Below are 25,173 nucleotides of genomic sequence, written 5' to 3'. Positions count from 1 at the left end.
TAAAAATTTTATTCAATATCAGATTGAATGGTACCTTGTGGTTTTTTAATGCGGTACCGGGTTAATGTTTCATCTGCTTCCATTCCTTCTCCGTAAATTACCTGATCAGGTGTAGTTATTTTTACGAATTTATCAGAATAAATAATATGCTTTTTTTCATCCCATATTAATTCTTCTGTACTGAGGTGCTCATTATTTTCATTTACTACCTGCACATCATTGCGCAATATCGTTTTAGCTTCAGTCTCATACCGAACACCATAATTTGCAGTCAGCCAACTGGTAACCCGCATACTGTCATTATAAAAATCAACTTTTAATCCATCATTAAATTCGGTGTAAGGTGGCGCCGCTAAATATCGTGTAACCGTTGGTGCTGTTACCTTTACGCGCACTTCACCATTTTCGCTGTAGAATAATTCAATGTTTTTTCCGTGTTCAACACCGGGCTCGGCGAGTTTGGTAGTTTTATTTACCTCATCCATATCATTCACACAACTCATTAAAGAGGTGCCAATAAGCAGCACGAGCATTAATTGTTTTTGTAGTTGCATAAACTGTTTAGGATTAATTATAATCAATACAACTTTCCAACAACAGGTGGCTTGTTGCGTATTTCCTGTTAATTTAATTTGTAATCCTGGAACCAGGCAGTATCCACCAGCGTAAAACCTATACCAAAATTATAATAGGTTTCAGTAATATTGGTATTACTTCCGCGCTGACCGGCATTAACAAATAAATTTAATCGTGAATAACGGAAATTAGGTTGTGCATTTTTTCCAATTCCTAACGGAATAGAAAGACCTGTTGAAATTCCGCGGTCGCTTAACTGAACACCATCTACAATTAAATTACTTTCTCCTGTATAAACAGCAAAGCGAATAGCCCACGGTGAATTATTATATACGCGTTGTTCTTTTTCTTCCTGGGCAGCTTGATTTTTGGCTTCAACTTTCGTATAAAATTCACCACCAATTGTTGCACGCCAGCTGTCACCCAACTGACCCGCATCCTGAAAACCTTTATATGTGCTCCAATTAGTTTGACTATACTGTGCTAATAAAGTAAACTGATTCTTTTTATCTGATTGTGTAGTGAAAAAACTAAATCCGATTCCACCCTGAAACGAAGATGGTAAAGTGATATTTCCGGTAGTATCAGGCGCAGCATATAATGTATCGGTTACCGATTCGTAATTTCCATTTTTTAAAATATTGGTCCACACAATCGACTGGGTTCCATTTACATTAATTTGTGGTGTCATTGATGCACCAACACGCCACACGAGATTATCGCGGTTGATATTATTTTTTCTGATATACTGACGGGTATAGCCTACTCCAAAATTATAAATACCACCATTAATTGAATTTTCACGTGTCAGTTTTGTTGTTTGTGAATTTACCTGATCCGGAAACGATGCGTAAGTAATATTATATAATGAGCCGAATAAGTTAGCAGCATTACTTCCAACACTAAAAACATTTACTGCAGTAATTAAAGAATCTTTATTAATTAATTCAATTGTGTCGGCAGTGGTTTCATATTTATAACCTAAGCCACCATATAACTGATATAATTTTCCTGTACCAACATAATTGTATTGAATTGTTCCCAACAATGGGTCATCAGTAGGTTGTTCTTCTATAATATCGTATTGAAATGCGCTGTAAGGAATTAATCCAAAACTCAATCCCAATTTTGTATGTCGCAATTTTTTCATGAGGGGAAATCCAAATGCGAGGTACGATAAATTACCATCACCGGAAGTAAATTTTTCACCGTCATCATCCAGTGTTATTGCATTACCATATGCACCTGCATCAAACATAGCATAATTTATATCTGCATACGATGCCGGGTTTTGATAATTAATATTCGAAGGCATAAAATATGCGGCCGACATTCCTGCCATACCATTTGAAGCACCAAAAGTGGTTGGAAAAATATTTCCCAATCCATATCTCGAATAAGGTGAATTTACCTGTGCCGATAATGTAATAACTGTAAAAAATAAAATGAACAGGGGAATTCGTCGCAAAACCATCAGTTGTTAATATTATATTTAAGAATAGAGTTTAAACCTTCCAAAACCAGATTTGGGCGTGCAAATATCCGGCTTTTAAGATGCAATTCAAAGAAACCGGCATCTCCGCCACTCAGCAGTGGTAAAATATCGCCATAACTATTACGATAAGCATCAATAACACCATCAACTTCCAGCAAAGCACCGTTGAGGGCTCCCGAAAGCATGGAATTAGTAGTAGAATCGCCTGTAAGCGCCGGTTTTAGCATGGTTGAAATGGCAGTCGGCTCTATTAACGGCAATCTTGCAGTAAAATTGTGCATGGCTTTTAAGCGCATCATCAATCCCGGAGCAATAGCCCCGCCGTGATAAACGCCATTAGCATCTACAAAATCATATTTAAGACAGGTTCCGGCATCTATACTTAATACATTTTTACCCGGAAATGCAGCATTGGCGCCCACTGCAGCGGCTAACCTATCCTTTCCCAACGTTGCCGGAGTTGCATAAGCATTGGTAATAGGTAAAGGCGTATTCGGTGTAAACTTTAACAAATTGAAATGTTCATCTAACCATAACTCCAGTTTTTCATCAAAATGATCAACCGAGCTCAAAATGGCATCCTTAATAATATATGTATCAGTTAAGGTTTCAAGATGTTCAGGTAGGAGTTGTGTTTCAGTTTGTTGGAACACCAGCTCATCCTGATGATAAACTGCATACTTGTGCAGGGTGTTGCCGAGATCCAAAACGAGATTCACAATGCAAAATTCGCGAAAAAATCCTTATTGCGCCTTACTAAATCGCTATTTGCGCTTACCGGCTTCGCTTTTTTCAGAAGTATAACAAATTACCAAGTCAGCTTCACTGCGCCATTCGGTAAAATAAATCATTATATCAGCTTCACTTTTCCATTCTGTAAAGAACCAGATGCCACTATCACTTGCTGCATCACTCTTCCACTCACTTTTGTAAACAATTACATCGGCTTCAGAAGGCATATCGGTAACAAACACTTTTTTATTGGCTTCGCTTTTCCATTCTGTTATGTAAACAACCTGGCTTTTAGCTTCCGAGGCAAGAAAAAAACAAATCGTGGCAATCAAAACTGAAAATCGTTTCATTTGGTGTGGTTTGGTTTAAAGTTATGTCAGTTTAGCGTAAGTGGCAAATTCTTTTTTGTTGGAAACAGCCTAATACGCTTTGATGATGCTTATTGACTAATTTCGTGCCAAATTAAAGTAAAAACAATGGGCAAATCATCAGAAATCAACCTGAAAATTACCTTAGACGAGAGCAATGTGCCGGAGCAAATAAGCTGGATGGCAACAGACAGTAGCATGACACAACCGGAGCACTGTAAAGCTTTTATGTTGAGCTTATACGATGAAAAGCAGGAAGAAACCTTACGAATAGACCTTTGGACCAAAGAAATGCGGCAGGATGAAATGGATAAATTTTTTTTCGAAACCATTATGACCATGAGCGATACCTATAAAAGGGCCAATCAAAATGAAGAAATGGTGCATTTTATCCGTGATTTCGCTTTTAGTTTTGGAGAAAAAGCCGGTTTGATTAAACGAAAAGCTGAATAAAACGTTTTTCTTTTAAGTAATAAAGCAGCAACCTATATGAACGGATACCTTAAACTGATGAAAATTTTTGAAGTGCTCTGGCTGTTTGTGGCTTGTGTGGCACTTGTTTTGGCCATAACCAAAGCTATAAATGGTGAAGCATATGGCTCTTATATTTTTATCACCATTTTTACTTCAGGCATCGCTTATTTCATGTACCGCTTCAAAAAGAAAAACCGCAAATACCTCGAATCTTACTACAAAAAGAAAGAAGCGGAGCAGCAAGCTAAAAACCCCTGACACGTTTTTTACCTTAAAAATAAGGCTACATAGGGTTTGGGTTTTGTTTTCCACATTGCTTCCACTACCTTTGCAACCCCAATATCATAAAAAATCTGACATTATAATATGCTAATTTCAAAGATTCGCCAGTATTCATGGGTAGTCGTAGGCTTGATAGCCCTGAGTTTGATACTGTTTTTGGTGCAAGACGCTACCAACTCAAACACCGGTATCTTCAACAAAAACAAAGCCCCCAAATTTGCAGAAATTGATGGTGAAGAAGTTTCCCGTGACGAATTTAGCGACCGTCGTGGTAAAGCTATTCTCGAATATCTGACATTCAACAACCAGGTTTTGGCTTACGAACAAGGTCAATACCAACTTGACCCCAGAACTCAGTTCGAGTTAGGTGAAAAAGCCTGGACCGACTATGTTAACGAAAAATTAATCGATAAAAACCTCAACGAATTAGGTTTATCACTTACCGATAAAGAATTCAGTAACATCATTTACGGACCAGATCCACATCCTGTAATTAAAAATTACTATATCGGTCTTTCACAAACCGGTCAGTACGATCCTTCGGTATTACCGGGGTTTGTCGACAATGTTTCTAATCCTGAAACACAAAAAAATAATGCACAGGCACGTCAGGAATATTATCAATTTGTTTCACGTGAGCAGGTTGCAAAACGCGATTACAAACAAACAAAATATCTGAACCTCTTTACAAAATCATCTTACGTTCCTGAATGGATGGCAAAACGTGCTTACACTGTTTCAAATACACGTGGCACATTTGCAATGATTACTTTACCTTATGCTTCAATTGCAGATTCTACCATTAAAGTTTCTGATGAAGATTTGAAAAAATATTACAACGAAAACAAAAATAAATACAAACAAACTGAAGGTCGTATTGTAGAATATGTGAGCTGGGATTTTTATCCGACTGCTGCCGACAGTGCTGCAACATTAAAAGCATTAAGTGAAAATATCACTAAAATGGCTGCAGCTAAAAACGATTCAACTTTTATTGCTACACGTTCTGATGACCCGGATAAATACGGTAATTCAAACTACACACGCAACGATTTATATACACAAGGTATCGACTCTGCTGTAGTTGCAAGTTATTTTACAACTCCGGTTGGTGGTTTAGTTGGTCCGTTTGAAAATGGTGGAATGTATCGTGTTGCAAAAATTAAGAACCGCACCAACATGCCTGACTCAGTAAAAGCGCGTCAGATATTTGTTGCAATTACGCCTGAACGCGATAGTATTAAATCAAAAGCATTCGCTGATAGTATTAAAAATGCAATTGATAATAATGGTGCAGATTTTAATGCAATGGCTATCCAATATTCAGATGATCAAAGCTCAGCTCAACAGGGTGGCGATTTAGGCTGGGCAACACCATCATTAAACTTCTTCCCTGAATTAAAAAAATATTTATTCGAAACAGGAACTACCGGTAAGTCATCAGTTATTAAAACACAATATGGTTACCATATTATGGAAATAACTGAATTACATGCTAAAAAAGAATTTGTTAATGTTGCTTACTTAAGTAAAGTAATTGAGCCGGGTAAAGAAACCATCGATTCAATTGAAAAAGCAGCAACTGCTTTTTATGAAAAATATCAAACACCGGAAGATTTTGAACAAGGTGTAATTGATAGTAGATTATTTAAACGCGTTACACAGCCGCTCACAAAAAATTTATATGAAGTTCCGGGTATCGAAAATACACGTGAAATAATTACATGGGCTTTTGATGCTGAAAAAGATGAATTTAAATTCTTCAACATGTCTGAACGTGTAATTGTTGCTTATGTAAAAGAATTACGCGTAAACGGTGTTGCTGAATTAGAAAATGTTAGAGAAGTAGTTGAGCAGGAAGTTATTAAAGAGAAAAAAGCGGAACAACTTGCAAAACAATTACAAGATGCCATGAGCGCAGGTTCAATGGATGCTATTGCAGCTAAAGTTGGCGCTCGTGTTGATACCATTCGTAATGCAAGCATGGGTTCACCAAATGCACCAATTCTTGGTCGCGAACCAAAGGCTATTGGAGCTGCTTTTGCCACTGAAATTGGTAAAACAACTGCAGTTATTGAAGGTATGCGCGGTGTTTATATCCTAATGCCTATTGAGTTTGCACCGGTTCCTGAAGCAACCGATTATACCATCAACAAAAATCAGTTGACCAGTGTAATGCAAAACAAATTTCAGGGACAAACATTGTTGAATGAACTGAAAGAAAAAGCCAAAGTAACGGATAACCGATATTTATACGGAGATTAAAACTTTTTTGGGTTAAGCTTCGTTTAGAACAGTATAGTTCTTAACATTTCCCGCAGGTTACGCCTCAAGCACTTAAATGCCGGCGCTTTCTGCGGGAAAGTTGTTTAAAGAATTACGTAAATTTGAACTAACAGCTAATCAGGTAATCGTGGAATTTGTAAATAAAGTAGCACAAAGCGGTATCGTTTCGTTCGATTTGGAAGATTATTTTCCGGATGAAAAAAATATCATCGCATTCGATTTAAAGGACTACCTTTTTAAAGGGTTGATTCTTCGTGAAAAAGATTTTCGTGAAGCATTGGCTGCTATTAATTGGTCTGATTACACGGATAAACACCTTGCCATTTTTTGCTCTGCAGATGCAATTATTCCAAACTGGGCCTGGATGTTAATTGTTGCTCAGGCAGAACCATTTGCCAAAACAGTTACCATGGGAACGGTAAATGAAGTAATTGTTCAATTATATCGCAATTCGCTCGCACATATCGACACAACTCAATTTGTTGACCAACGAGTAGTAATTAAAGGATGCAGCGATAAACCTGTTCCCGCGGAAGCATATCTGGAAATAACAAAAATTTTAAGGCCCTTAGCTAAAAGTATAATGTATGGTGAGCCTTGTTCAACCGTACCTGTTTACAAGAAAAAATAAATAATTTGAAAAAGATACATTACATCCTCATTGGTGCATTTGTCGGAATAGCCATATTTATCGGATATGCCGTTTCCGGAAATAATACTACGGGTAATACGGAGCAACTTTCTGTAAGTACCGATACCTTGCGCACCCTGGCTGATGATGTAAATACGATACGGTATTTTGCCGCTAAAATGCCTGCCTCCGTTAGTTTTGCAGGCGAACCTGTTCCTCTCACAGATGAAGAAGTACGCGAACGTTTAGACCGTGAATTAACCGTTAACGGCTATTGGCATTCTAATATGATTCAAAATTTAAAACTCGCAAACCGCTGGTTTCCAATTATTGAAAAAGTATTAAAAGAAAATAATATTCCTGACGATTTTAAATATCTGGCCATAGCAGAAAGTGGTTTACGCAATGTTATTTCTCCATCCGATGCACATGGCTACTGGCAATTTTTAAAAGGCACCGGTTTACAGTATGGATTAACAATTAATGCAGAAGTAGATGAACGTTATGATATGGAAAAATCAACACTCGCTGCTACAAAATATTTAAAAGATGCCTATGCAAAATTTGGCAATTGGACCTTAGCAGGTGCAAGTTATAATGCAGGAATGGGTTCTATTGAAGGATCAGTTAGTTATCAAAAAGAAAATGCGTACTACGACTTATATCTAAAAGAAGAAACATCCCGATATATTTTTCGCGCTTTAGCTTATAAAATCATTTTTGAAAACACCCAGAAATATGGTTTCTTTTTAAATAAGGAAGATTTATATAATCCCCTTGAATACAAAATCATTAAAATAGATTCGACAATACCTGATTTGGCAGTTTTTGCGCAAAAACACAATACCAACTATAAAATGTTGAAATACTATAATCCGTGGCTGCGCAGCACCTTGCTAACCGTTAAAACCGGTCAATCCTATACTATAAAGCTGCCACTAACGGCAACTGATAAACCATCAGGGTCGCAATAAGTTACGTTTCCCAATCACAGGCAAATACTTTATTTTTACCACCTTAACCATGGAGGTAAAAAAACTCAGTGTAATTGTGCCGGCTTACAATGAAGAGGCTACAATTCAAACCATTCTTACCACTTTAGCGGGTGTTAAGCTGCTGCACAATATTTCAATGGAAATAATTGTAGTAAACGATTGCTCCCGCGATAAAACGGCCGAACACCTGCAACAATTTATTGAATCTAATCCGCAGGTGAATATTCGTGCTTTCCATCATGAAAAAAATAAAGGTAAAGGTGCTGCATTACATACCGGAATTGGCAATGCAACCGGCGATTATACCATTGTGCAAGATGCCGACCTTGAATATGATCCAGTTGAGTTTAATGATTTGCTAAAACCTGTTATTGAGCGCAATGCAGATGTTGTGTATGGCAGTCGTTTTATAGGCGGCAATCCACATCGTATATTATTTTACTGGCATTCTATCGGAAATAAATTTTTAACAAGTTTATCCAACATGTTCAGTAATTTAAATTTAACAGATATGGAAACCTGTTATAAACTGGTTCGGACATCAATTTTACAGTCCATTAAATTAAAAGAAAACAGATTTGGTTTTGAGCCCGAGCTCACACAAAAATTAGCAAAAATTAAAAAAATTACCATCTACGAAGTTGGTATTTCCTATTATGGACGTACTTATGCTGAAGGGAAAAAAATAAATTGGAAAGATGGTTTCAGAGCCATTTATTGTATTTTACGTTATGGACTATTTAATTAATATTTGAAATTAGCTGAACTCGATATCGTTTTACCCTGCTATAATCCCGGAACGGATTGGGCACAACATATTATTGCAGCTTTTCATGACCTTCAAAATAAACTTCCGGAAACCAAAATAAATATCACACTGGTAAATGATGGTTCTTCAAAAGGAATTATACCGGAAGATATCATCAGATTAAAAAACGAAATTGGTAATTTTAATTATATCAATTATTCCGAAAACAGAGGGAAAGGTTTTGCTTTAAGAAAAGGCATTGAAAGTTCAACAGCCGATTTATGTATTTATACAGATGTTGATTTTCCTTATACTACAGAAAGTATTTTAAAAATATTGGATGAATTAACAACATCACAATGTGATATCGCAGCCGGTGTAAAAGATAAAAATTATTATAAACACGTTCCTGCTTTCAGGCGTTTTATTTCTAGGTTGTTGCGCAGTTGCACTGGATTTGTTTTGCGATTAAAAGTAAATGATACACAATGTGGTTTAAAGGGATTTAATAAAACCGGAAAAACGATATTTTTATCCACCACAATCGACCGTTATTTATTTGATTTAGAATTTATTTTTCTTGCCTCAAGAAACAACATAATAAAAATTAAACCGGTAGAAATCGAATTGAAAGAAAATATTCAATTTAGCAGTATGCGTGCCGGAATATTATTTACTGAAGCAGGAAACTTCCTGAAAATATTTTTTAAAAGTCTTTAATATGCACTTTTTTAAAAAGAATCCGCTATTGGTGCTTATTGTTGTAAGCATGCTGCTCATTTGCGGTATTTTCAGTAAAATAATTTTTCATCCCAATCAATATTTACTAGCCTCCGGCGGAGATGCATTTAAAAATTTATTTACCCCCGCCTGGTTTATTGCAAACGACAACGGAACACATTTTACCGGGATGAATTATCCCTATGGCGAACATGTAGTTTTTACCGACAACCAACCTTTAATTAGCTGGGTTTTAAATTTTGTAGATAATAATATCTATCCCATTCAAAATTATACGATTGGAATTTTAAATATACTATTGTTTGTTTCATTGTTTTTTGGGATTTTATTACTGTATAAAATACTTAAATATTACCGCATGCCGGCCTGGTATGCAGCAATTATGGCATTGGCCATTGGTTTGATGGGGCCGCAGATAGAAAGGTTTTACGGTCACTTCGCATTAGGTTATACCGTTTTTATTCCCTGGATTTGGTGGCGGATTATACAGGTTAAAGAAAAAAATTACAGGTTACTCCCCTTATTGAGTTTGCTAACATTGGTAATTATATTTGGACTCATCCACATGTATTATGTTTTAATCGGCGGATTATTAATTGGGTTTCATGCTTTAGTTTTATTTGTGCAGCATAGAAAAAATTATATTGCTGTTTTTAAATTAATTGCTGCTGCCGGAATTCCATTGCTGGCCATCATGACCTTCATGCATTTTACGGATACGGTAACAGACCGGCCGGAAACACCTTACGGGTTTTTCAGATATAAGGCAAATTTCCAAACAGTATTTTTACCTGATGGCGGCTCATTAGCAAACTGGGGTAAAAAGTTTTTAAACATGGGGCAGGCAAATCCCGAAGGTTACGCTTATGTGGGATATATGGGATTAATATTTTTATTCATCCTTTTATTTATTTTTATTAAAAGGTTAGCCTATAAAAAATCATTAAAAAAATCATTTTTATTGTTACCCGGTGATTTAGGGGCATTTGTTTTTACCGGTGTGTTGATGTTATTATTTTCAATGACATTTCCTTTTAATCTCGGATTAGAATTTTTATTGGATATCATCACACCATTGAAACAATTTCGCTCGCCCGGCAGATTTGCATGGGGTTTTTATTATTTTTATTTAGTATTTATCGCAGTTTTAATTTATTTATTACAAAAGAAAATACATAAACGACACCCGAAAACAGCAAACTTGTTTTTTATAAGTACGACCGTATTTTTTTGTGCAGAAAGTTTATCGTATTTCAGTCATACAGGAATAGAATTACAACGTTACAATGTTTCAAATCCATTTGACGGAAAAAACATTTATTTCTCCGACATGTTAACGAATACACCTTATCAGGCAGATGATTTTGATGCGATATTATTTTTGCCATCCATGTTTCAGGGTTCAGAGAAATTATATATCGACAGAACACAAGGTGATTATTTTATGAAGGCATTGGAATTGGCTTATCAAACCAAATTGCCTGTGGTAAATTATATGATGAGCAGAACATCGTTAAGCGAAACCATGAATAATGTGCAGTTGGTTGCACATCCATATATCAATAATTCAAGTTCCACAGGTGTATTTTCATTAGATAAATTATTAATAATGGCCCATGGCTTACCCCAAAATGCAGGTGAGCAATATTTATTAGAACACGCTACAAAATTTGCAGAAAAAAGCGGTTTTGAATTATATGCCTTCGACATGAGTGCGGCCCATGCAAAAGGTGACAATATTGCTATTGCTGATTATCATGCAGTAAAAGACTCCCTGCATCAATTCGTAAGCACTACAGGAACTTCATATTGGAGTGAAAAACCATTGCAGATATTTTTCAGAAATAGTTTTGAGAACAACCCAACTGAAACAGCATTTCTGGGAAAAGGTGCCTTTTGTAACAACAAAGCCGAAACAGAACTCGCCAATATCCCCGTGTCCACTGCCGACCCAATCTGGATAGAAGCCAGTTGTTGGATTACAAACAGCATCAAAGATGTCGCCTACCCTTATTTAACGCTCTATTTCCTGGGTCAAAACGGTGAATTAATCGCCGAACACAGCATCACACCCACGCTCTCAACCGATGTCATGTCAGGCTGGGTGCGGGCTTCAGAAAATTTCGAGGTAGTTCCGGCAGTAAAACAAATCAGGGTAGTAACGAGCGACAACAGTAAGGCCTGGTACGATGAGCTTTTGATACGACATACGGCATTTAACGCCTACTACGACGTGGATTCCGACAAAATTTTTATGGTAAACAACTTTAGTATTGGAAAATAAACTGCTAAATATTACCTTTGCAGTCCGATAGAAAGTCAATTTCCCTCAAAAAGTATTGATTTTCGCCCGCCCCGGCGGATTGGAATAAAAGATGGTGCGGTAGCTCAGTTGGTAGAGCAAAGGACTGAAAATCCTTGTGTCGACGGTTCGATCCCGCCCCACACCACCCTAAAGTAGAAAAAGCCTGATGCTCCCGCATCAGGCTTTTTCACTTTAGGGTGCCCCGAAGTGAGCGACGTAGGAGCTCTACTTGGGGCTTACGGAGCTAAAAATGTGTGTTATCTATAAAGTACATCAAGCTTTTTCACTTTAAGGTGAAGTTCAAAATGTGATTTTGCTATTAAGGAGTTTTTGATTATATGTATAAGTAGATTACATGCGGTTCTTCGTATTTAAATACGAAACTATTTACTTAACTAAATATTCTAGTCACTTCGCATACTAAAACCGGTATTTCGCTCAAAACCAAAAGCATTTCTGGGTCGGACTACCTACATTTGAAATTAAAATACAACCCATGTTTCATTTTCCAAACCTATTAAGATCAATAATCTTAATTCCATTATTGTTTTCACTGAGCATTTACGCCCAAATTCCTCAACGATGGGAAATTGATTCCAAAACGTTCAGGGATAATTCCGATCAGGTGGAAACAGGAGATATGGATTCTGACGGTGATTTGGATATAGTTGTTGGTGGTGGAGACTACTTTTACATGATGTGGTTTGAAAACACTGGAACCACCTTTTCAACTCAGCAACATATGCTAAATATTGTAGCAGATCACTTTGTGTTGAGCGATATAAATGGAGATGGTTATTTAGATATTGTTAGTTCTCATAGTTGGTATATTGAAATTACCTATAACTTAAACATATCTGGCACCGGACTTGAATTCGAAGAACACACTATTTATGCCCCGATCGTAGGTGCTTATACTTTTCCATTCACTGTTGCTGATTTGGATTCTGATGGTGATGATGATGTCATATACACTACAACTATCGCCCAAGAATTAATCTGGGCAGAAAATGTATATTCCGAAGGCGATGAATTTATTACACACACCATTTTTGAACTTACCTATTTTCCAAACGAATATGCTACCGGTGATTTTGACAATGATGGTGATATGGATATTATCACTTCAACTTTAGAAGATAAGGTTTGTTGGATTGAAAATTTGGGCGGAGAATTTTTTTCATTTGAATCAATTATTGAGGAGATTGAAAATATGAAATGTATGACGTTTACCGATCTTCAAGGGGATAATGATTTGGATTTGCTGATAGGTGCCGGACAATCCTATTTTGATGATGATAATGGTTTGTTTATTCTCTATAATGATGGCTTGGGTAATTTTACAGATGCAGTTAATTACTACGAGCCTGCAGACGTTTTAAATATTTTTACGGGGTTTATAAATAATGATATTTTTCCTGATATTGTTTTTGTGGATAATATTTCTGGGGTGATAGATGGTTATCCGGTTAATGGTCATATCCTATACGGCACCAGCGATGAAACATTAGGCGGCATTAATAATTTGTTGAGCTTCACACCACCACAGTTTGATATGACAGGTTTCAAAAAAGGAAATTTAGCGGATATTAATGATGATGGTTTGGATGATTTAGCAATTTCTGTAAATGGTGGAGTTATTTGGTCGACAAATGTGACAGTTGCTGGCCCTTTTTCTGGATATAAACAATTAGCACAAATGAGAGCCGAGCCAAAAGGTTTGAGCTTTATTGATGAAAACGGTAGCGACGAAAATGAGATAATACTATATGATAGAAACGGCCGAATCAACAGTTATTTTTTTGATACAATTGCTAATTCTATTGAATTCATTTTAAAACCGGATAGTGTTGCACAACTTTTTGATATTTCTTCATTCTTGACTTTTGATTATGACAACGATGGTCTTGAGGACATTTTTACAAATTCCTATTCTGGTTGTATGGAATGTTTGTATGAAGATGAGTATAAAGTGTTACGGGTTTACAAGAATTTACCTGGTCAAGGTAATTATGCAAGCCCTTCAATTGCTGCAACTGAAATCTTAATTTATCCTATAAGTGCTGATATTGATGGTGATGGATTTATAGATGTTGTAGCAAGCTATCCAAATTATTATTTCGCCGGTTATGATGATGAGGGTTTTGAAATATATACTCCTCAGTTTAATACTTACTGGTTGAAAAATGAAATGGGCGGTGGCACATTCACTAAACATATGATTTCATTTGAAGATACTCCGACCCAAAACATCACAAAATCGGGCGATATGGATGAGGATGGCGATATGGATGTTATGTCAATTAATTTTACAACCGGAAATTTGGGTTGGTGGGAAAATTTAGATGGTGCCGGCAACTTTTCGGATATTCATGATTTAATAGCAGTAGACTCAATCCGCACTTTCAATATAATTGATGAAGATAATGATGAAGACCTTGATTTAGTTATTACTATAAATGGTGACTTGTTTGTCTGCTTGAATGAAGCCGGAGTATTTACTGATCCCATACTAAGAAGTAATATTAGCGATGGATATTATAGTGGAATCACTTTGGTTGAAGATATGGATCAAGATGGCCGCCTAGACGTAATTTCCGGCAGTTATCACACTTATTATTATCATAACAATGCAATATCCGGGCTTGATTCTATACCAGCAGCTATGACATTCAATTACAATTTTGCAATTGCAACAGATATTAATGAGGATGGTATTGCAGAAATTGCTGGTGTACCCGATGAGGACTTTTTTCCCGGAGATTCGGCATTTGTCATTGAGATAAATCCTGAACCTGTATATGTAATTGTAGAACACTCTAATGACAGCCTTACCTTAGATGAAAATATATATTATAACGATACAATATCGGTTCGATTAAATACAATTCCGGCAGAAATTTGTTATATAAAATTTAATGCAAAAGATACATATGACCCCGAATACGAGCTCACGCTTTCAAGCCCCGATCCACATGTATTTACAATGTTATTTAATGCTGATTCCACAGCATTAAATGAACAAAAAATAATTATTACTGCAAAAAACGATATCGAAATGGATAGCACCGACCCAGGCATATTATTCACTGAAGCGTATAGTGTGCACAACATCTACGATTTGTTATTGGCCCGTTATACATTGTATGATATTATTGACAACGACTATCCATTAATAAATCATGATATGGATAATGAGTTGAATATTCAATCCTATTATAATGCCGCTCAACAACAATTATTCATTACCTACCATGCGCTTTCGGAAATAAATGTAATAAATCTCTATTCAATTAATGGTGATTGTGTTGCACGCATTAATGCAAACGAAAGTTCTGCAACAATTATAATTGATTGTTCCCAATTTGCAGAAGGAGTATATCTGATTGAACTCATAGACGTGAAAAATAATAAAAGGCAAGCGGGGAAGGTTTTTAAATAATATTTTATTTGTCAAAAGTTAAAGGGATGCTTTATCATTTAAGCATTTTCTTATAACGGGCTTGATTTTAACTTTTTTTATATTTCAATCAAACGTTACACAAATTAAATTGAAAAACAACTCCCTTAGTACATATTAAAAACTCATCCAAAAGTCACACCTCACTCTCACCTCCCCACAACCAACTTCCTAACCTCCACAAACCTCCCACTTTCATCTTTTACCACAATAAAATAATTACCTGCAGCAAAATCGGATACCGGTATTTGTAATGTAGATGTTAATGGTGCTTCCCAAAATGTTTGGCCGGAATTATTTATTAATGTGAGGGTGTTTTTTCCTGCAAAATCGGAAACATTAATATTTATAAAGTCTGATGCAGGGTTGGGCGAAATGGAAATGTTTATTAAATCTGCAGTGCTATTTTGAATAGATGTGGGACCTGCTCCTTTAATTCTTACGCTGTCCATAACAACCGGGGTTATTGGTTTATCAGCTGCATTTACCGGCACTTCACCTATAGCTTCAACTACTTCAAAATTTTCTGTTACGATTCCGAATACAGGATAATTGGGGTCAAGATAGGTATTGCTCACCAAGTTAATATAAAACTGACTGCCACCGGTATTTGGTCCGGCATTGGCCATACCTAAAGCCTTTTTTATGTTACTGGCTAATGTATCAAATTCATCTTCAATAGTATAACCGGGTCCACCAAAACCTGTTCCCAGTGGATCACCTCCCTGAATTACAAAATCAGCAACAACACGATGAAAAATAATTCCGTCATAAAATTCTGCTTCAACTAAATCAATAAAATTCCCTGCAGTTATCGGTTGCAAAGTATCATACATTTCAGCTTCGAATGTACCCATAGTTGTGTAAAATATGATATCTGTTTGTGCATTTACTGTAGTGCACTTTAATATCCCAAAACAAACTGAAGCAACTAAGAATAATTTTTTCATTTATGTAAATTTTAACTCATACAAATATAACTGTTGCATTTACAAACAAAAGTTAACATTGAAAAAAAATTATTGGTTTAACAATTTAAAGAATTTGAAAAATAGTGGTATTTTCGATTAACCTACATTACCCATTATGCGCAAATATTTTATCCTTACCGTCTTAATTACCTGTTATTCAATCAGTTATGGCCAAACTTCTACTTGGGAAGCCGTTTATAATATTATTCAAAGCAATTGCAGCAGTTGCCATATACCCGGTCATGTTAGTGGTTTAAATCTGACTGAAACATCTGACATCCTGTATACACAACTTTATGATGTAACACCGACAAACATTACTGCAGCCGGTAAAAATTACAAACTGGTAAAGCCGGGAAATCCGTATAAAAGTTTTTTGTTTTCTAAAATTAATAACGGGCTTGCATTAGATGTTGCTCTTAGTGCAGGGGAAGGTGCCGCATGTCCTCAGGATGCAGCGCCACTGGATAATAAACAAATCGAGTTGGTTAGACAATGGATTTTGTTTAGTGCACCCGAAACAGGATTTGTAGTTGATGAAGCAATTATTGCAGACTTTTATGATAATGATGGTATACAATCTGTTCCCTCACCGCCCGCACCTCCAACAGCAGGAACCGGTTATCAAATTCATTTTGGCCCGTTTTTTTTATGGCCGGGTGAAGAACATGAATATTGGGACAAATTTGATCCGGAAATTACCTCAACTACAGAAATAATTAAATTCGAAACATTAATGAGTAGTTATTCGCATCATTTTTTGATGTATAAATTTAATAATTTAACTATCGCAGAAACAGTTCCGTTCGGATTACATGATGGTCCCGATTTTGCAGGTGTAGATGTTGTTTTTGCTCAACAATTTAGTGATAGTTTGAATTTACCCCCGCATACCGCTTTTAGTTGGGAGGCAAATACTTTACTGGATTTAAATTCACATTATATTAATTACAGTCCCGATAAAACTTTGGCTTGTGAAGTATACATAAATGTTTACACGCAAACGGCAGGAACAGCAATTCAAATAATGCAAACAATTCGTAAATCAAATTCCGATATATTTATTCCAAACGATAGTTTACCGCATACATTTGTTGATACTGCTTACGGGAACGGACACGGAGAAGATGAATTATTTGTTTGGGCAATGACCAGCCACACCCATAAATACGGTTCCGATTTTGATATTTATAAACGTAATGAAGATGGCAGCCTGGGTGATCATATTTTTGATGCAAGCTGTGGCGCAACCTTAGGAGCACCGGATTGTTTAGATGAGATATATGACTTTCAGCATCCACCTACCAGAAAGTGGGATAACATGTTACCTGTTAAATGGAAAAACGGATTTATTTCTAAAACCAGCTTTATTAATAATGGTCCCGAACCGGTTAGTTTTGGAATGACATCTGAAGATGAGATGGCTGTTTTTATGTATTTTTTTGTTGATGATACAATCGGCTTAAATATAAATGTTGCAACTGTAGATGCTGAAGTGAAGCCCTTTGAAATGTTATTATATCCCAGCCCCGTTAACGACAATTTAATTATTAATGTGAACCTGACAAATTATGATGGACCAATTTTAATTACTGATATAAATGGCAAAAGCCACACTTTTTTAAAAGGACAATATCAAATAATAAATCCCGGTATAATTTCAGTTGATTTGTCTGAATTTACACCGGGATTATATATTATTCAACTAATAAATGATCAACAAATTATTTCAGATAAAATAATTAAATTTTAATCTGAAAATTGTTTTTAATCATTCCAATTTTATCAGCTTCATATCCATTTGTTCCATTCCTTCAACGTGAACCTGAATATAATAAACGTTGCCATCTTTTTTTATAATGTCCACTAAAACATCAGGGCTTGAATCACCTTTTTTTGCGCCTGTAGCTTTGTAATAAGCTTTGTTTGCTTTTACAAAAATAAGCTTATAACTACAATCACTTGTCCATTCAATACGTGTGGTTATTTTAATTTTACCCGCAGTTTCATATTGATACTTTTCTGTCCGTTTAATCTGCGTGGATCCGCCTTGCTGTTTAATTTCAAAATTGCCCACCTTTGCCTCTGAGCAATCAGGTGCTTGCGCAAAAACGCCCAAACTCATGCTAAATAAGATTCCTAGTAGTAGTGCCTTCATATTTTATAGTTTTATAAGCAATAATACAAATTATTTATAAATATTGGAAATTGCCTTCATTTAATATCTGCTTAATACCATTCATCAGGATTAAACTCATCTCGTATTACTTCCTGCAGCAACACGCGCATGATAGAAAAATTTTCGAACTGCATTTCAGAAAGTCTGAAAGGGGGTTTATCTTTTATTTCAATTTTAATTAAACCATTTTCACTTATTGTTCTCCGAATTAATCTGCTGGGTTTTAAATTAGGCTCGTATAAAAAATTAACAAATTCATTATAATCTATCCTTTTTACTTTACGCGTAAATGTGTATTTTATTATCATATGGTCAATATAAAAATAAACACGTCTGTTTGAAAAGATGTAATCAAGCACGTACAATAAATATCCAATAGCAATAAAGCCCTGGAAGTAAGGTGACCATTTAGACTCAATGTGTGAAAAAATAACAATGCCAATCACCGCAAAAAACATAAACACAACAAGCGTCATGCTATATGCCACACTGGTTTTTGATGTAAGAATTAAACGGTTTTCCATGGTGAAATTAAAGACGAAAAAATTGAAAATATATTTTAAAGCAGCTCAATCCATGCCTCAATTGGCAAGTGATCGGAAATCCATAAGCCATTTTTTCTTTTAGTGGCAATAGCAATATACATATCAATATTTATTTTCTTGACAAACATATAATCAATCCGTTTTGTTGGCTCCGCGTTTACATCGAAACCATTAAAAGTGCCTTCATTTTCATCAAAGTGAAATTTCGAGTTTACTCTACAATCATCATAATATTGGGTTATATATTTTATTGGCGCACTATCCGGCAAACAATTAAAATCGCCCAACCATATTACCGGATAATTAGTAATATTAAGTGCATCTATTTTTTGTTTAATTAATTTTGCAGATGATAATCGTGCCTCTTCCCCAATATGATCGAAATGGCAATTAAACACGTAAAATTGTTTACCTGTTTCAATCATTTTGAATAATCCATATGTGCAAATTCTTGGTAATGCTGCATCCCAGCCTGTAGATGCTGTATCGCCTGAAGCAGAAAGCCAAAATGTTCCACCTGCCATCAGCTCCAATTTTGAAGTATCATAATATATCGCTGCAAACTCACCTTTTTGTTTACCATCCTCACGGCCAACACCTATAAATTTATATTGAACCAATGCTTTATCGATGTATTGCACCTGTTGAAAAAGTCCTTCCTGAATACCCAAAATATAAGGATGTGTTTGTTGTAACATAGCAACTAAATCTGCCTTCCTGTTATCCCAACTATTTTCACCATCTGCAGGATTGTCGTATCGAATATTATAACTCATTACAGGAAATAATTGTGCAAACCCCTTCTGTCCAAAACAAAAAATCAAGCCAATAAAAACATTACATATAATTCTTTTCATAAATCGTTTTCGAAATTACAAAATAAATTTAACAGCACATCATTTCGAGGGCATTATCATTTAAGCTTCAATCAATTATTTAATTTTTTATTGAAAATGTTTTCCAATGACCAATTCGTAAACTGTTTAAGACCAGCCGGAACTATGTCAATCTTCAGTTCATCAATATGTTAAACATCAATAATTATTCGGAAATTAAATTTTACAGCCTTACATTTACTTATATGAAATGGACACTAGGCAGTTTACTTTTACTTTTTGGCATGAACCGCGCTGCTGCAGATATACCTCTTGCAGACTTTTCCTATTACATTGAATTTGTAGGTATTGGTGCAGATGTGTTTTTTCTAAACGAAAGTATTGAGGGTGAAACCTATTTTTGGGATTTTGGTGATGGAGCCACATCAACCGATTTACATCCATTTCATCACTACGATCTCCCAGGTATTTACACGGTTTGTCTGGAAACCACCAATCCTGATGGCAGCGATAATTTTTGTGATACACTAATTACCTATTATGCGCCTTCCGCCGATTTTAGTTTTAGTGGTGATCCAACTGTCATGTTTACGGATATGAGTACAAATTTTCCGACAACATGGGATTGGTTTTTTGGTGATGGAGATATTAGCGCTGATGTAAATCCCACCCATACTTATTTAACTAATGGCGAATACAATGCCTGTTTATCGGTAGGAAATCCCGGCGGCACAAACTATACCTGTAAAACAGTTTCCATTACCACTTATACAACAACTGTGGCTGCCTTTACTTTTAGTGGTGATCCAACAGTTACTTTTATCGATAATTCTACACTCGACCCTTTTGAATGGTATTGGGATTTTGGTGATGGCACTACATCAACTGAACAAAATCCGGAGCACAGTTATACTGATAATGGAACTTTTAATGTGTGCTTAACTGCAACCAATGCAGGCGGCTCAAATACTTATTGTCAGGAGGTTTCCATAATTTATGCTTATCCGTTTCCGGTAGCTGATTTTGATTATTTAATCATCGACCTTGGTGTTGCGTTTGTTGATTTATCTACCAATGATCCTATATTGTGGAACTGGGATTTTGGTGATGGCGAAATATCAACGGAACAAAATCCAATACATGTATATGCTGATGATGGTAGTTATTTAGTTTGCCTAACAGCCACAAACATTGGTGGTCCTGATACAAAATGTGAGGAATTATTTATTGTTGCCGGTGTAAATGATTTAGCGGAAAATAAATTAGTATTATTTCCTAATCCTGCACAAGATTTGTTATTTATTCAATCGCAACAACCAATGAATAATTCCAGATGTGCTATTTATGATGCTACAGGCAAATTAATTTTGCAACAGGAGTCAATTAATGGCAATTTATTTCAAATTAATTTAACTGATCTGCCATCAGGCATTTTTTCTGTGTTATGTACTGAAAATGGCCACTTACGATATTCCGGTGTTTTTCTACACAACAATTAATTTTATATCATTTTTTACAGTTTTTCGATGTTGTCATTTTGATTATTTGACTACCTTTATCCTGCAAAAACAAAAATCATGTCTGATACAGTAAGATCTCTGCAACCAGCAGCACTTTGGAATCATTTCGAAGATATAAATGCCATTCCCCGTCCCTCAAAAAAAGAAGAGCGTATAATTGCTTTTATGAAGGCCTTTGGTGAAGGTTTAGGCCTGAAAACAGTAGTAGACAGTATTGGAAATGTGATTATCTACAAACCGGCAACTGCTGGCATGGAAGACCGCAAAACTGTTGTATTACAGTCGCACCTTGATATGGTACATCAAAAAAATTCCGACACAAATTTTGATTTCAGCACACAGGGAATTCAATCTTATATTGATGGTGAATGGGTAAAAGCAAAAGGAACAACTTTGGGTGCCGATAATGGTATTGGTGTTGCTTCAATAATGAGTTTACTTACATCTACTGATATTCCGCACCCTGCTTTAGAGGCTTTATTTACAATTGATGAAGAAACGGGCATGACAGGTGCATTTAAACTGGATAAAGGTTTATTGGAGGGTAAAATATTGCTTAACCTGGATACTGAAGACGATGATGAGTTTTCAATTGGTTGTGCCGGTGGTATAGATACCAATACGATGTATAATTACACTTCCGAAAATACGCCTGCAGGCGCAATTGCTTATCAAATAACAGTAAATGGTTTAAAAGGTGGACATAGTGGGGTAGATATTCATTTGGAGCGAGGTAACGCAAACAAAATTATGAATCGCATGATGTATCAGTGCGAAAAATTTGGTTTGCAAATTGTTACCATTGATGGTGGAAGTTTACGCAATGCTATTCCGCGTGAATCGTTTGCTACAATTATTGTAACAGATGAAAGTTATGTAACCGAATTTAATAATCGCGCTGAAGCAATTAAAAATGAATATGCCTTACAAGATGAAGGCTTAAATATTGTAATATCAAAAACAGATTTGCCAACTGCTGTTTTAAGTAAATCAGATACGCAAAAAATTACTACCGCAATTCAGTCAGTGCATAACGGTGTATTTTGCATGAGTTCGGCAATTCCGGGTTTAGTGGAAACATCATCATCATTTGCACGTGTATCTATTAAAGATGGAAAATTTATAACACAAAGTTTACAGCGTTCATCTGTAGAATCTGCAAAATATAATGTTGCCTATACGGTTGGAGCACCTTTAAAATTAATGGGTTGCGATGTTGAACACGCAGGCGCTTATCCAGGCTGGGCACCGAATCCGGATTCTGCTATTTTAAAACTGATGGAAAATAAATATGCTGAATTATTTGGTGAAAAACCACACGTAATGGCCATTCATGCCGGACTTGAATGTGGTATTTTAGGGGAGCGATATCATGGTATGGATATGATTTCATTTGGTCCAACAATTAAACATCCGCATTCACCTGATGAAAAAGTGAATATTAATTCTGTTCAAAAATTCTGGAAATTTTTATTGGAAATACTAAAAGACATTCCTAAAAATTAATGTCACCACATACTGTTGCAAAATTATGGCTGCAGGCATTTAATGAACATAATTTAGATGCTTTGTTAAATCTGTACGATGACAATGCCCAACATTTTAGTCCGAAATTAAAACAGCGCCAACCCGAAACAAACGGATTAATAATTGGGAAAGCGGCAATGCGTTTATGGTGGCAAGATGCATTCGAAAGATTACCACACTTACAATATCGGGAAGAAAGAATTACGGCAAATGACAACTGTGCCTTTATGGAATACACACGGATTGTTGGTTCTGAACCCGATATGGCCGTAGCAGAAATTCTGGAGGTAAAAAACGGAAAAATTATTGCTTCCAGAGTTTATCATGGTTAAAATACTATATTGCTTGCAACCAAAATAAAGCAAGCTTGCTCTAATATAATATCCGCCCTTTTTTTCCGTTTAATTTTAAATCAGCTACCATCAGAAATGAAGGGGAATCGTTTTGCATTTATTCAGCTTATTTCCGGCATCTTTCTATTGATTGCTTGTCAGGTTTGGTATAATCAAGCCACTCCTGCAGAAATTAACTGGTTATTATTGCCTACTTCAAAATTAATCGCCCTATTTACAGGTAGCGTTTATTATTTTAATCCCGACAGCGGTTACATATTTGATCAGCCCCATATAGCTATCGGCATTACTTGCTCCGGCTTTACGTTTTTAATGATTTGTATTACCATGTTATATTTTCAATTTAATAAATATTACACTAAGTGGTTTACTAAATTATTCTTTTTATTATTTATAATAATGATTTCTTATCCCATTACCCTGATCATGAATTGTGCGCGTGTTTTATCGGGCATTTTGGGTCAGCGTATTGGCGACCTTCTTCTGGAGCCCAAGCCACATTTAATCTTACATCAATGTATCGGACTTTTAGTTTACTTTATTTGTTTAATCATAATGCATAAACTGGCTATAAATTATTTCTCAAAAAACCAACCCAATGAACAAAGCACAACAACCTAAATGGGCAATCCTATTGTCTGTAATTCCTGTTTTATTATTTTTCGCCATTACCTTGCAGTTGTTTTATACCGACCAGTCTAAGCCAATTTATACTTTCGAGGATTTATTAAGCATATTAATTGGTGCTGCCAGTTATTTGATTATTATTATACCCTATGTCATTTATAAAATTAAGCGCAAAAGTTATATCTCATTATCAGCATTCATTTTTATTTTAACTTTTTCAGTGCTGGAAGTGTTTTTCTTTATACATTTCGAATTATTAGATATTTTGGATAATGGAAATGTTTTTGGCATTACATTACCGGTTAATGAAACGATGCTGTTTTTGTTAATTCCGGGTTGTTTTTATAGTTTGTTTGGTATCGTAGTATTGCTGAACAAAACTGAAAATAAAGATGCCGGGAGAAGTATCGCTTTTGTGATAGCGATACCCTTATTTTATGCGTTTGTTTTGCTTATTTTTTCTGATATAAACACAAATAGATTAGACTTTATCCCTGATATTTTTAGCCCGATTTTAATTGTTGTTTCAGTATTATTTGTTGTTTACCATATGCTCAGAGCATCTTATCTTTCTTATAACAAAAATAAAAGTGAATCATTTATTACAAGTCCACCGTTTGTAATGTTTTTTGGAGTTTTTATGCCATTATTAGGGTTGGTATTAAATGGCGCGGACGATGCACATTATTTTGGCAATTTTAGTAGTTACTGGTATTTTATTTTAGCCATTTTAAATGGTCTTTTATTAGCAATTCCTTTTGGGAATAATCTTACACTTCGAATTGTAGTATTTGTTGCAAGAAGTATTTTATTTGCCTTCACCATATACTTTTTTATCGTTTTTCTGCCATATGCACCACTTTCGGTAGTGCTCATTGCAGCCGTGGGTGCAGGATTGCTGATGTTAACGCCTATTCTTTTATTTATCATTCACTGTCAGGTTTTAATCAATGATATTGCTTACCTTAAAAATTATATTGGCAAACCTTATTTACGCGCAATTTTAATTTGTTGTTTGTTTGTTATACCGGTTACTATGCATCAACAGTTAGCCGCGAATAAAAAGGAAATGTTAACGGCAATTGATTATTTAGACAACCCGAATTATGAAAAAAACGCAACAATAAATTTAACAAAAACTATAAAAGCTTTTAAAGTTAAACAATCATATCCCGGATTTTTGAGTGGCCGCACAAATAAAAATGGAACACCAATAATTTCTTGGTATTTTAATACCATAATTCTTGATTCAAAAACTATTTCAATTAATAAAGGTGCTGCGTTGAAATCTATTTTATTAAACTCCGAGCCGCCAACTGTAATTAACGAACCACTTACAACAGATAATGTAAAACTTGATCAACATTTGGTTGCCAGCAGTTTTGATCCGGCAACAGGTTATTGGACCAGCAATGTTCAATTATTTTTCCAAGCACCTGATTCAACCAATCAAGGCTGGAATAATCAGTTGGAATATTTTTCCGTTTTTGATTTACCTACCGCTGCTACATAACCGACTATT

The 25,173-nt window shown here is 35.5% G+C and carries 23 protein-coding genes and 1 tRNA gene; 16 read left to right on the top strand and 8 right to left on the bottom strand.

Features of this window, described 5'->3' with window-relative positions; all coding sequences use genetic code 11:
* Window positions 1-8 precede the first annotated feature (8 nt).
* The 4 genes from lptC to IPI65_15950 form a co-directional block, all read right to left on the bottom strand.
* Window positions 9-554 (bottom strand): LPS export ABC transporter periplasmic protein LptC, encoded by a 546-nt coding sequence (gene lptC / locus IPI65_15965; protein ID MBK7442964.1) that lies wholly within the window; start codon window positions 552-554, stop codon window positions 9-11.
* A 68-nt stretch (window positions 555-622) separates the two neighbouring features.
* Window positions 623-2,044, bottom strand: coding sequence for a hypothetical protein (locus IPI65_15960; GenBank protein MBK7442963.1), 1,422 nt, complete (start codon window positions 2,042-2,044; stop codon window positions 623-625).
* Between the two features lie 5 nt (window positions 2,045-2,049).
* A complete protein-coding gene (locus IPI65_15955) occupies window positions 2,050-2,790 on the bottom strand; it encodes a type III pantothenate kinase (protein ID MBK7442962.1) in 741 nt (246 codons plus the stop codon).
* Between the two features lie 45 nt (window positions 2,791-2,835).
* Window positions 2,836-3,153 carry a hypothetical protein gene (locus IPI65_15950; GenBank protein MBK7442961.1) on the bottom strand — a complete coding sequence of 106 codons (318 nt, stop codon included), beginning with the start codon at window positions 3,151-3,153 and terminating at the stop codon, window positions 2,836-2,838.
* 126 nt (window positions 3,154-3,279) lie between these two features.
* Here IPI65_15950 and gldC point away from each other — a divergent pair, with 126 nt between their 5' ends.
* From gldC to IPI65_15900, 10 genes are all read left to right on the top strand, one after another.
* Complete coding sequence (gene gldC / locus IPI65_15945; protein MBK7442960.1) at window positions 3,280-3,624, top strand: gliding motility protein GldC; 345 nt, start codon at window positions 3,280-3,282, stop codon at window positions 3,622-3,624.
* Between the two features lie 57 nt (window positions 3,625-3,681).
* Window positions 3,682-3,903, top strand: a complete 222-nt coding sequence (locus IPI65_15940) for a hypothetical protein (protein ID MBK7442959.1) — start codon at window positions 3,682-3,684, stop codon at window positions 3,901-3,903.
* Window positions 3,904-4,011: 108 nt separating this feature from the next.
* Window positions 4,012-6,192 (top strand): peptidylprolyl isomerase, encoded by a 2,181-nt coding sequence (locus IPI65_15935; GenBank protein MBK7442958.1) that lies wholly within the window; start codon window positions 4,012-4,014, stop codon window positions 6,190-6,192.
* A gap of 76 nt (window positions 6,193-6,268) precedes the next feature.
* On the top strand, window positions 6,269-6,844 hold the full coding sequence (locus tag IPI65_15930; GenBank protein ID MBK7442957.1) for a DUF2480 family protein: 576 nt from the start codon (window positions 6,269-6,271) through the stop codon (window positions 6,842-6,844).
* A gap of 179 nt (window positions 6,845-7,023) precedes the next feature.
* Window positions 7,024-7,818, top strand: a complete 795-nt coding sequence (locus tag IPI65_15925) for a lytic transglycosylase domain-containing protein (protein ID MBK7442956.1) — start codon at window positions 7,024-7,026, stop codon at window positions 7,816-7,818.
* Window positions 7,819-7,867: 49 nt separating this feature from the next.
* Window positions 7,868-8,587, top strand: a complete 720-nt coding sequence (locus IPI65_15920) for a glycosyltransferase family 2 protein (GenBank protein ID MBK7442955.1) — start codon at window positions 7,868-7,870, stop codon at window positions 8,585-8,587.
* 3 nt (window positions 8,588-8,590) lie between these two features.
* Complete coding sequence (locus IPI65_15915; GenBank protein MBK7442954.1) at window positions 8,591-9,307, top strand: glycosyltransferase; 717 nt, start codon at window positions 8,591-8,593, stop codon at window positions 9,305-9,307.
* A 1-nt stretch (window position 9,308) separates the two neighbouring features.
* Window positions 9,309-11,612, top strand: coding sequence for a hypothetical protein (locus IPI65_15910; protein MBK7442953.1), 2,304 nt, complete (start codon window positions 9,309-9,311; stop codon window positions 11,610-11,612).
* A gap of 93 nt (window positions 11,613-11,705) precedes the next feature.
* Window positions 11,706-11,778, top strand: a tRNA-Phe gene (locus IPI65_15905).
* A 399-nt stretch (window positions 11,779-12,177) separates the two neighbouring features.
* Window positions 12,178-15,075, top strand: coding sequence for a VCBS repeat-containing protein (locus tag IPI65_15900; GenBank protein MBK7442952.1), 2,898 nt, complete (start codon window positions 12,178-12,180; stop codon window positions 15,073-15,075).
* A 167-nt stretch (window positions 15,076-15,242) separates the two neighbouring features.
* Here the strand turns inward: IPI65_15900 and IPI65_15895 are convergent, their stop codons facing one another.
* Complete coding sequence (locus IPI65_15895; GenBank protein MBK7442951.1) at window positions 15,243-16,043, bottom strand: peptidylprolyl isomerase; 801 nt, start codon at window positions 16,041-16,043, stop codon at window positions 15,243-15,245.
* 136 nt (window positions 16,044-16,179) lie between these two features.
* On the opposite strand from IPI65_15895, the gene IPI65_15890 reads away from it, so the two are divergent.
* Window positions 16,180-17,817 (top strand): T9SS type A sorting domain-containing protein, encoded by a 1,638-nt coding sequence (locus IPI65_15890; protein ID MBK7442950.1) that lies wholly within the window; start codon window positions 16,180-16,182, stop codon window positions 17,815-17,817.
* Window positions 17,818-17,835: 18 nt separating this feature from the next.
* Here the strand turns inward: IPI65_15890 and IPI65_15885 are convergent, their stop codons facing one another.
* The 3 genes from IPI65_15885 to IPI65_15875 all read right to left on the bottom strand — a co-directional run bounded on the left by IPI65_15885 (window position 17,836) and on the right by IPI65_15875 (window position 19,645).
* Window positions 17,836-18,222 (bottom strand): hypothetical protein, encoded by a 387-nt coding sequence (locus IPI65_15885; GenBank protein MBK7442949.1) that lies wholly within the window; start codon window positions 18,220-18,222, stop codon window positions 17,836-17,838.
* 71 nt (window positions 18,223-18,293) lie between these two features.
* On the bottom strand, window positions 18,294-18,767 hold the full coding sequence (locus tag IPI65_15880) for a hypothetical protein (GenBank protein ID MBK7442948.1): 474 nt from the start codon (window positions 18,765-18,767) through the stop codon (window positions 18,294-18,296).
* A 35-nt stretch (window positions 18,768-18,802) separates the two neighbouring features.
* Window positions 18,803-19,645: an endonuclease/exonuclease/phosphatase family protein gene (locus IPI65_15875; GenBank protein MBK7442947.1), complete on the bottom strand. Its 843-nt coding sequence runs from the start codon at window positions 19,643-19,645 to the stop codon at window positions 18,803-18,805.
* A gap of 224 nt (window positions 19,646-19,869) precedes the next feature.
* On the opposite strand from IPI65_15875, the gene IPI65_15870 reads away from it, so the two are divergent.
* The 5 genes from IPI65_15870 (at window position 19,870) to IPI65_15850 (ending at window position 25,164) form a co-directional block, all read left to right on the top strand.
* A complete protein-coding gene (locus IPI65_15870; GenBank protein ID MBK7442946.1) occupies window positions 19,870-21,123 on the top strand; it encodes a PKD domain-containing protein in 1,254 nt (417 codons plus the stop codon).
* 78 nt (window positions 21,124-21,201) lie between these two features.
* A complete protein-coding gene (locus IPI65_15865) occupies window positions 21,202-22,650 on the top strand; it encodes an aminoacyl-histidine dipeptidase (protein ID MBK7442945.1) in 1,449 nt (482 codons plus the stop codon).
* Window positions 22,650-23,003 (top strand): nuclear transport factor 2 family protein, encoded by a 354-nt coding sequence (locus tag IPI65_15860; GenBank protein MBK7442944.1) that lies wholly within the window; start codon window positions 22,650-22,652, stop codon window positions 23,001-23,003. Before IPI65_15865 ends, IPI65_15860 begins: the two co-directional genes overlap by 1 nt.
* Window positions 23,004-23,099: 96 nt before the next feature.
* A complete protein-coding gene (xrtK, locus tag IPI65_15855; protein MBK7442943.1) occupies window positions 23,100-23,645 on the top strand; it encodes an exosortase K in 546 nt (181 codons plus the stop codon).
* Window positions 23,623-25,164, top strand: coding sequence for an MSEP-CTERM sorting domain-containing protein (locus tag IPI65_15850; protein MBK7442942.1), 1,542 nt, complete (start codon window positions 23,623-23,625; stop codon window positions 25,162-25,164). Before xrtK ends, IPI65_15850 begins: the two co-directional genes overlap by 23 nt.
* Window positions 25,165-25,173 lie beyond the last annotated feature (9 nt).

The sequence above is a fragment of the Bacteroidota bacterium genome (genome assembly GCA_016706255.1).
Classification (GTDB): domain Bacteria; phylum Bacteroidota; class Bacteroidia; order Chitinophagales; family BACL12; genus UBA7236.
This window is presented reverse-complemented; position numbering and strand designations above follow the sequence as displayed.

Coding starts and splice junctions, on each gene's coding strand:
- IPI65_15930 (MBK7442957.1), top strand. CDS start 6,269: ATGCCGGCGCTTTCTGCGGGAAAGTTGTTTAAAGAATTACGTAAATTT.
- IPI65_15865 (MBK7442945.1), top strand. CDS start 21,202: ATGTCTGATACAGTAAGATCTCTGCAACCAGCAGCACTTTGGAATCAT.
- IPI65_15880 (MBK7442948.1), bottom strand. CDS start 18,767: ATGGAAAACCGTTTAATTCTTACATCAAAAACCAGTGTGGCATATAGC.
- gldC (MBK7442960.1), top strand. CDS start 3,280: ATGGGCAAATCATCAGAAATCAACCTGAAAATTACCTTAGACGAGAGC.
- IPI65_15935 (MBK7442958.1), top strand. CDS start 4,012: ATGCTAATTTCAAAGATTCGCCAGTATTCATGGGTAGTCGTAGGCTTG.
- lptC (MBK7442964.1), bottom strand. CDS start 554: ATGCAACTACAAAAACAATTAATGCTCGTGCTGCTTATTGGCACCTCT.
- IPI65_15850 (MBK7442942.1), top strand. CDS start 23,623: ATGAACAAAGCACAACAACCTAAATGGGCAATCCTATTGTCTGTAATT.
- xrtK (MBK7442943.1), top strand. CDS start 23,100: ATGAAGGGGAATCGTTTTGCATTTATTCAGCTTATTTCCGGCATCTTT.
- IPI65_15940 (MBK7442959.1), top strand. CDS start 3,682: ATGAAAATTTTTGAAGTGCTCTGGCTGTTTGTGGCTTGTGTGGCACTT.
- IPI65_15890 (MBK7442950.1), top strand. CDS start 16,180: ATGCGCAAATATTTTATCCTTACCGTCTTAATTACCTGTTATTCAATC.
- IPI65_15870 (MBK7442946.1), top strand. CDS start 19,870: ATGAAATGGACACTAGGCAGTTTACTTTTACTTTTTGGCATGAACCGC.
- IPI65_15860 (MBK7442944.1), top strand. CDS start 22,650: ATGTCACCACATACTGTTGCAAAATTATGGCTGCAGGCATTTAATGAA.
- IPI65_15950 (MBK7442961.1), bottom strand. CDS start 3,153: ATGAAACGATTTTCAGTTTTGATTGCCACGATTTGTTTTTTTCTTGCC.
- IPI65_15895 (MBK7442951.1), bottom strand. CDS start 16,043: ATGAAAAAATTATTCTTAGTTGCTTCAGTTTGTTTTGGGATATTAAAG.
- IPI65_15875 (MBK7442947.1), bottom strand. CDS start 19,645: ATGAAAAGAATTATATGTAATGTTTTTATTGGCTTGATTTTTTGTTTT.
- IPI65_15885 (MBK7442949.1), bottom strand. CDS start 18,222: ATGAAGGCACTACTACTAGGAATCTTATTTAGCATGAGTTTGGGCGTT.
- IPI65_15910 (MBK7442953.1), top strand. CDS start 9,309: ATGCACTTTTTTAAAAAGAATCCGCTATTGGTGCTTATTGTTGTAAGC.
- IPI65_15925 (MBK7442956.1), top strand. CDS start 7,024: ATGCCTGCCTCCGTTAGTTTTGCAGGCGAACCTGTTCCTCTCACAGAT.
- IPI65_15920 (MBK7442955.1), top strand. CDS start 7,868: ATGGAGGTAAAAAAACTCAGTGTAATTGTGCCGGCTTACAATGAAGAG.